Here is a 7,488-nt window from a genome sequence, read left to right as displayed (position 1 = left end):
GGGCGGTGTCGGACCGGAGCGAGGCACGCAAGACGGCTGCCAAGCCGTCGATGGAGGCTCCAGGGGATGAACCAACCGCGAAACCGGCTACCGAGCCGTCTCGTCCGGATGCAAGCGTGGTGCGGCCGGTGGCGGCCAGCGACGCGCCGCGTCCGGCGATCGTTTCCGAGCACACCGGCCGTCAGGTCGCGGCTGCCTTTGGCGAGCTTTCCGACGCGTTTGCCAGCCGCAGCAAGAAGACATTCGACGACATGGCCGAAGAGATGCTGCGGCCGATGCTGCAGGATTGGCTGGACAACAATCTGCCGACACTGGTCGAAAGACTGGTGCGCGAGGAGATCGAGCGCGTGGCGCGCGGGGCGCAGTAGCTGCCCATGCCGATTGCTAGAGGAAACGGCGCCTTCGTGGCGCCGTTTGTTTTGGCGAAGTCGTTGTCGGCAGGACGACGGATCGCTTTCCGTTGAAATGACCAAGGCCGCGCCTATCTGGTTGTGAGGGTCCGAGACAGCCCTTGCGGTTGACTTGGCCAAAACCTTCCGATTTACACCGGACCAGCAAAACTCCCGACAGCGCGGACCATTTTCCCATGCTTGAAAAGACCTACGACGCCAAAACCGTCGAGCCGAAGATCGCCAAAGTCTGGGAAGAGGCCGACGCGTTTCGCGCCGGTGCCGGGGCCGAGGAGGGGGCGGAGGCCTTCACCATCGTCATCCCGCCGCCGAACGTCACCGGCTCGCTGCATATGGGACACGCGCTCAACAACACGCTGCAGGATATATTGGTGCGCTTCGAGCGCATGCGCGGCAAGAACGTCCTGTGGCAGCCGGGCATGGACCATGCCGGCATTGCCACGCAGATGGTGGTCGAGCGGCAGCTGATGGAAAAGCAGATCCATCGCCGCGACCTGACCCGCGAACAGTTCATCGAGAAAGTGTGGGAGTGGAAGGCCGAATCCGGCGGTGCCATCTTCAACCAGTTGAAGCGGCTCGGCGCCTCGGCCGACTGGTCACGCGAACGCTTCACCATGGACGAAGGCCTGTCCAAGGCGGTGCTCGAAGTGTTCGTCACGCTCTACAAGGAAGGGCTGATCTACAAGGACAAGCGTCTTGTGAACTGGGACCCCAAGCTGCTCACCGCGATCTCCGATCTCGAGGTCGAGCAGCAGGAGGTCAATGGCAATCTCTGGCACTTCCGCTACCCCGTCGAAGGCAAGGTCTTCGACCCGGAAAACCCGAAAACCTTCATCACCGTGGCGACGACGCGCCCGGAGACGATGCTGGGCGATACGGCCGTCGCGGTGCATCCCGACGACGAGCGCTTCCGGCATCTGGTCGGCAAGAACATCGTCCTGCCGATCGTTGGCCGCAGGATTCCCGTGGTGGCGGATGAGTATTCCGATCCGGAAAAAGGTTCGGGCGCGGTCAAGATCACGCCGGCGCACGACTTCAACGATTTCGAGGTCGGCAGGCGCCACAAGCTGCCGGCGATCAATATCCTGACCACGGAGGCGGCGGTAAGCCTCAGGGACAATGAAGATTTTCTCGCCGGCCTCGAGGTGACGCCGGAGCGCCAGGCGGTCTGGGACGAACTCGACGGCCTCGATCGCTTCGTCGCGCGTAAGAAGATCGTCGAGCTGATGGAAGAGGGCGGCTTCCTCGAAAAGGTCGAGCCGCATCGCCACGCGGTGCCGCATGGCGATCGCGGCGGGGTGCCGATCGAGCCATTCCTGACCGAGCAATGGTATGCCAATGCGGCGGAACTGGCCAAACCGGCGATCGCTTCAGTGCGCGAAGGTCGCACGAACTTCGTGCCGAAGAACTGGGAAAAGACCTATTTCGACTGGATGGAGAACATCCAGCCCTGGTGCATCTCGCGCCAGCTCTGGTGGGGTCATCAGATTCCGGCCTGGTACGGGCCCGACGGGCGCGTCTTCGTCGAGAAGACCGAGGAAGAGGCGCTGAGCGCCGCGATCGAATTCTATCTGGCGCTGGAAGGACCGTGGAAGGCCTGGGTCGAGGACAAGCTGGAGAACTTCAAGCCGGGCGAGATCCTGACCCGCGACGAGGACGTGCTGGACACCTGGTTCTCGTCGGCGCTGTGGCCGTTCTCGACGCTGGGTTGGCCCGATGAGACTCCCGAGCTGAAGACCTACTACCAGACCGACGTGCTGGTGACAGGCTTCGACATCATCTTCTTCTGGGTCGCCCGCATGATGATGATGGGCCTGCACTTCATGGACGAGGAGCCGTTCCACACCGTCTATGTCCATGCGCTGGTGCGCGACAAGAACGGCGCCAAGATGTCGAAGTCGAAAGGCAACGTCATCGATCCGCTCGACCTGATCGACGAATACGGCGCCGATGCGCTGCGCTTCACGCTGACGGTGATGGCGGCGCAGGGCCGCGACGTGAAGCTCGATCCGGCGCGCATCGCCGGCTATCGCAATTTCGGCACCAAGCTGTGGAACGCGACGCGTTTTGCCGAGATGAACGAGGTCGCGCGCAATGACGATTTCTGGCTCAACGACGCCAAGCTGGCGGTCAACCGCTGGATCCTCACCGAGCTGACGCGGGCGGCGCGCGAGATCACCGACGGCATCACCTCATACCGCTTCAACGAGGCGGCGGGCGCCGCCTACCGCTTCGTCTGGAACCTGTTCTGCGACTGGTACCTGGAACTGCTGAAGCCGGTGTTCATGGGCACCGACGAGGCGGCCAAAGCCGAAAGCCGAGCCTGCGTCGCCTTCGTGCTCGACGAGATCTACAAGCTGCTGCATCCGATGATGCCGTTCATGACCGAGGAACTGTGGGCGCAGACCGCTGGCGAAGGCAAGCAACGCCCCTCGCTGCTGTGCCATGCCACGTGGCCGTCACCGGACTTCGAAGACGCCGAGGCTGCAGCCGACATCAATTGGCTGGTCGACCTCGTCTCCGGCATCCGCTCCGTGCGTTCGGAGATGAACGTGCCGCCGGCAGCCATCGCACCGCTCGTCGTGGTCGGCGCCAACGATGTGACACGCGAGCGCCTCGTTCGCGAGGATTCGGCGATCAAGCGGCTGGCGCGGGTCGGCGACATCTCGCTTGCCGATGTCGCGCCCAAGGGTTCGGCGCAGATCGTGCTCAACGAGGCGACGATCTGCCTGCCGCTTGGCAGCCTGATCGACCTCGCCGCCGAGGCTGCACGGTTGCAGAAGGAACTGGCCAAGGTGACCGAGGAGATCGCGCGCCTGCACAAGAAACTGTCGAACGAGAGGTTCGTGGCCAGCGCGCCGGCCGAGATCGTCGATGCCGAGCGTGAAAAGCTCGCCGAATACCGCGATGCACAGGACAAGCTGTCGGTCGCGTTGGCCAGGGTTCGCGACGCCGGTTGAGGATAGATTCGCGAGACTTTAGACCCCTCTAAAATGCTGGTTTTCCGCCTGGAAAATCAGCATTCCGTTGCGTTAATATTGACGTAAACGGAAGTTTTAGCCGCATTGTTGCCATAATGTAACAATGGGGCTCCCGGACCCCAAAAAAGGCCTGTTTTCGAGCCTTTTGGATGGTTTTCCCTGTTTTTTGAGAGCCGCTCAGCCTTCACAGACCATTTTTCGGCCTTGCCGCACCCGGTTGCATTTCCTCGAAAATGCGGCTGGCCAGTGTGTACATGTACGCCCGCGAATTCGTTGTTGCACCGTTAACCTGAATTGGTTCTAGCTTGGTGCACTCGAATTCGGGGGAGGACATTTCATGACTATTCTGCGACTGAAGGCGCTGCTGGGGGCGGGCTGCTTTTCGCTGGCTTTGATCGGGACGGCGATGAATCCGGCACATGCCGGCGGCCTGGAGCGTGGCGGCTACGATATCGATCTGCTGTTCGATCCTGCCCAAGTCACGGGTGAGGTCTCCGGCACCTATGTGATGCCGCAGCGCGACCTCAAGAACGTGAAGGACACCGACCCGTCCGACGGCCCCCTTAACCTCATGGGTTTCTCCAACAGTGCTCGCGATACCGAAAGCTATTGGGTGCCGAGCGTCGGCATCAAGGCGGGTATGGGCCCCGTCGATTGCCTCGTGGACTATGGCCAGCCGATTGGTGCGTCCAGCAACCCGGGTCGGAATTGGGCCGGCGCGAACAGCAATGTTGAAACCCAGGTGAAGAGCGAGGCTGTGGGTGGAACCTGCTCCTACAAAATGGATCTCGGCAAAGGACAGTTTCGTTTTATCGGCGGCGTGTTCCACGAGAATGTTTCTGGCTTCAAAGAACAATTGGTGGCTCCCATTCCCGGTGCGGGCATAGGGCGGCTTGACCTTGAGGGTGACGGCTGGGGATGGCGAGCCGGCGTTGCGTATGAGATTCCGGATATCGCCCTGCGCGCCAGCTTGGTCTATAATTCGGCGGTCAAGCTCAACAATTTGGACGGAACGCTGGATCTGTCTCAGGTTCCCGCGGCCCTCAATCCTTTAAATCCGTTTTTGGGCAAAGTGACGAATGTTAGTGGTTCCTCGCAGGTTCCGGATTCTGTAGAGCTCAAGCTTCAGTCGGGCATAGCTCCTGGCTGGCTGGCATTCGGATCCATCAAGTGGATGAATTGGAGCGAGCTACAGAGCATTCCGTTTTGTCCCACCGGCACGGCATCCTGCACGACGACCAGCCCATTGCGGCTTACCTCGCTCGATCTACTCTATCGCGATGGCTGGACAGTTTCCGGCGGCGTCGGCCACAAATTCAATGATCAGTGGAGCGGTGCGGCGGTTATCACGTGGGATCGCGGAACGTCGACCGGCCTGAGCGCCCAGACCGATACCTGGACCCTCAGCGGTGGCGTGGCCTACACGCCAACTCAGAACATCGAGGTTCGACTTGGGGGCGCGGTGGGAGTGCTGACCAGTGGATCGATCCATACGGCCGTAAACCCAGATGATGGCCTAACATATGACAATGGCTATACCGCGGACTTCGGCAACGACCTTGTCACGGCACTTTCAACATCATTGAAGGTCAAGTGGTAACGAATTGAAATTGCGCATGAAAGGCCGGGCACTGCCCGGCTTTTTTCGTTTGAGATCGCATTGCCCGCGATTGTCTCATCCAAGCTGCATTGCACGTAATCCAAACCGCTTGCGCCTCCTGCTATTGTGACGTTTTGGCAACACTTTCTGAACAACCCCTGCGGTAGAAGCTGGGCTGAGGAAATTGCCCATTTCCCGCCATAAACCCGGCGCACCTCGATCTTGTCTCGGGACACGCGCCAAAAGGCTCGGCGAGGGGGCAGGCCGCTCCGCCCCATTTGCAGGGAAGATGGGGCAAGGAAGAGTATGGACGCCAAAGTCATCTCCAAGGCTAAGCTCCCTAGCCGCTATGTGACCGTCGGTCCGGCGCGTGCGCCGCATCGTTCCTATCTCTATGCCATGGGTTTGTCGGCGGCCGAGATTGCGCAGCCGCTGGTCGGGGTCGCCTCCTGCTGGAACGAGGCGGCGCCCTGCAACATTTCGCTGATGCGCCAGGCGCAGGTGGTCAAGAAGGGCGTCGCGGCCGCCAGCGGCACGCCGCGCGAATTCTGCACCATCACCGTCACCGATGGCATCGCCATGGGTCACCAGGGCATGAAGTCGTCGTTGGTGTCGCGCGAGGTCATCGCCGATTCGGTCGAGCTCACCATGCGCGGCCATTGCTACGACGCGCTGGTTGGGCTCGCCGGCTGCGACAAGTCGCTGCCCGGCATGATGATGGCCATGGTGCGGCTCAACGTGCCGTCGATCTTCATCTATGGCGGTTCGATCCTGCCCGGCAGCTATCGCGGCCGCCAGATCACCGTGCAGGATGTTTTCGAGGCGGTCGGCCAGCACTCAGTCGGCACGATCAGCGATGACGAACTGCTTGAGATCGAGCAGGTCGCGTGTCCCTCGGCCGGTTCCTGCGGCGCCCAGTTCACCGCCAACACCATGGCGACCGTCGCCGAGGCGATCGGCCTGGCGCTGCCCTATTCCTGCGGCGCGCCGGCGCCCTATGAAATGCGCGACCGGTTCAATTTCGCCTCGGGCGAAAAGATCATGGAGCTGATCGCCAGAAATATCCGGCCGCGCGACATCGTCACGCTGAAGGCGCTGGAGAATGCGGCGACCGTGGTCTCGGCCACCGGCGGTTCGACCAACGCGGCACTGCATCTGCCGGCGATCGCGCACGAGGCCGGCATCAAGTTCGACCTGTTCGACGTGGCCAAGATCTTCGAGAAGACGCCTTACATCGCCGACCTCAAGCCGGGCGGCAAATATGTCGCCAAGGACATGTTCGAGGCCGGCGGCATTCCGCTGCTGATGAAGACCCTGCTCGACCACGGCTATCTGCATGGCGATTGCATGACGGTGACTGGCCGCACTTTGGCCGAAAACATGCAGCACGTTGTCTGGAATGAGCATCAGGATGTGGTCCGCCCGGCCAACAGACCCATTACCCAAACCGGCGGTGTCGTGGGCTTGAAGGGAAACCTGGCCCCCGAAGGCGCGATCGTGAAGGTCGCCGGCATGGCGGAGTTGAAATTCTCCGGTCCGGCCCGCTGCTTCGATTCGGAAGAGGAATGTTTCGAGGCGGTGACCCATCGCAACTACAGGGAGGGCGAGGTTCTCGTCATTCGCTACGAAGGACCGCGCGGCGGCCCCGGCATGCGCGAAATGCTGTCGACGACGGCAGCACTCTACGGCCAGGGCATGGGCGGCAAGGTGGCGCTGATCACCGACGGGCGCTTCTCGGGCGCGACGCGCGGTTTCTGCATCGGCCATGTCGGCCCCGAAGCAGCCGTGGGTGGCCCGATCGGACTGCTCAGGGATGGTGACGTGATCTCGATCGACGCGGTGAACGGCACGATCGATGTGGCGTTGTCCGATAGCGAACTGGCGGCGAGGGCAAAGACATGGAAGGCGCGCGCGACCGATTATCAGTCGGGCGCGATATGGAAATATGCACAGACGGTAGGGCCGGCGCGCGATGGCGCGGTGACCCATCCGGGCGGTGCGAAAGAAACACACTGTTATGCGGACATCTGAGTTGTTGAGGTCGTCTGTCTTTTCGGCACTGGTCGTGGCCGCCACGTTTGGCGCGACCTTTGGCGCCGTCGGCCAGGCCATGGCCTTCGACGACAAGGTGTTCGACGACAAGACCGGGGTGAAGCCGCAATCGAGCCCCTGGGCGGTCTTCCAGTTCGGCTTCTCCGCCTACAAGAACGGCCACAAGGAGCAGGCTGCCGAGGCCTACAAATACGCCGCCGAAAACGGCCAGATCGGCGCCACCTGGAAGCTTGCCCGCATGTATGCCGAGGGCGACGGCGTGGCGCGCGACGACTATGAGGCGTTCAAGTTCTTCTCCGAGATCGTCGACCAGGATGTCGAGCCCGGCTCGCCCGAGGAAAGCTATGTCTCCGATGCGCTGGTGGCGCTTGGCGACTATTTGCGCACGGGCATTCCCGGCAGCCCGGTCACCGAGAACGAGGTGGCGGCCCAGGAATACTACATG

Annotated in this window: 4 protein-coding genes and 1 pseudogene; all 5 read left to right on the top strand. The window is 61.8% G+C overall.

Features of this window, described 5'->3' with window-relative positions:
* Positions 1 to 368 (top strand): DUF2497 domain-containing protein (locus tag EN932_RS24150; RefSeq protein ID WP_128369117.1); only part of this gene is annotated, 368 nt, incomplete at its 5' end.
* 218 nt (positions 369 to 586) lie between these two features.
* Entirely contained in the window at positions 587 to 3,370 is a 2,784-nt protein-coding gene (locus tag EN932_RS24145; RefSeq protein ID WP_127388345.1) for a valine--tRNA ligase, read from the top strand.
* A gap of 358 nt (positions 3,371 to 3,728) precedes the next feature.
* Positions 3,729 to 4,991 carry an OmpP1/FadL family transporter gene (locus tag EN932_RS24140; RefSeq protein ID WP_024503841.1) on the top strand — a complete coding sequence of 421 codons (1,263 nt, stop codon included), beginning with the start codon at positions 3,729 to 3,731 and terminating at the stop codon, positions 4,989 to 4,991.
* A gap of 306 nt (positions 4,992 to 5,297) precedes the next feature.
* The gene (gene ilvD, locus EN932_RS24135) at positions 5,298 to 7,022 is read left to right on the top strand and encodes a dihydroxy-acid dehydratase (RefSeq protein ID WP_024503842.1); all 1,725 of its coding nucleotides are present in this window, start codon (positions 5,298 to 5,300) and stop codon (positions 7,020 to 7,022) included.
* A pseudogene (locus EN932_RS24130) lies at positions 7,009 to 7,488 on the top strand (sel1 repeat family protein); the annotation flags it as partial. The gene ilvD and the pseudogene EN932_RS24130, both read left to right, overlap by 14 nt.

It is taken from the genome of Mesorhizobium sp. M7A.F.Ca.US.002.01.1.1 (genome assembly GCF_004022955.1).
GTDB classification, from domain to species: domain Bacteria; phylum Pseudomonadota; class Alphaproteobacteria; order Rhizobiales; family Rhizobiaceae; genus Mesorhizobium; species Mesorhizobium ciceri.
The sequence above is the reverse complement of the archived record's forward strand: the minus strand, read 5'-3'. Positions and strand labels throughout refer to the sequence as shown.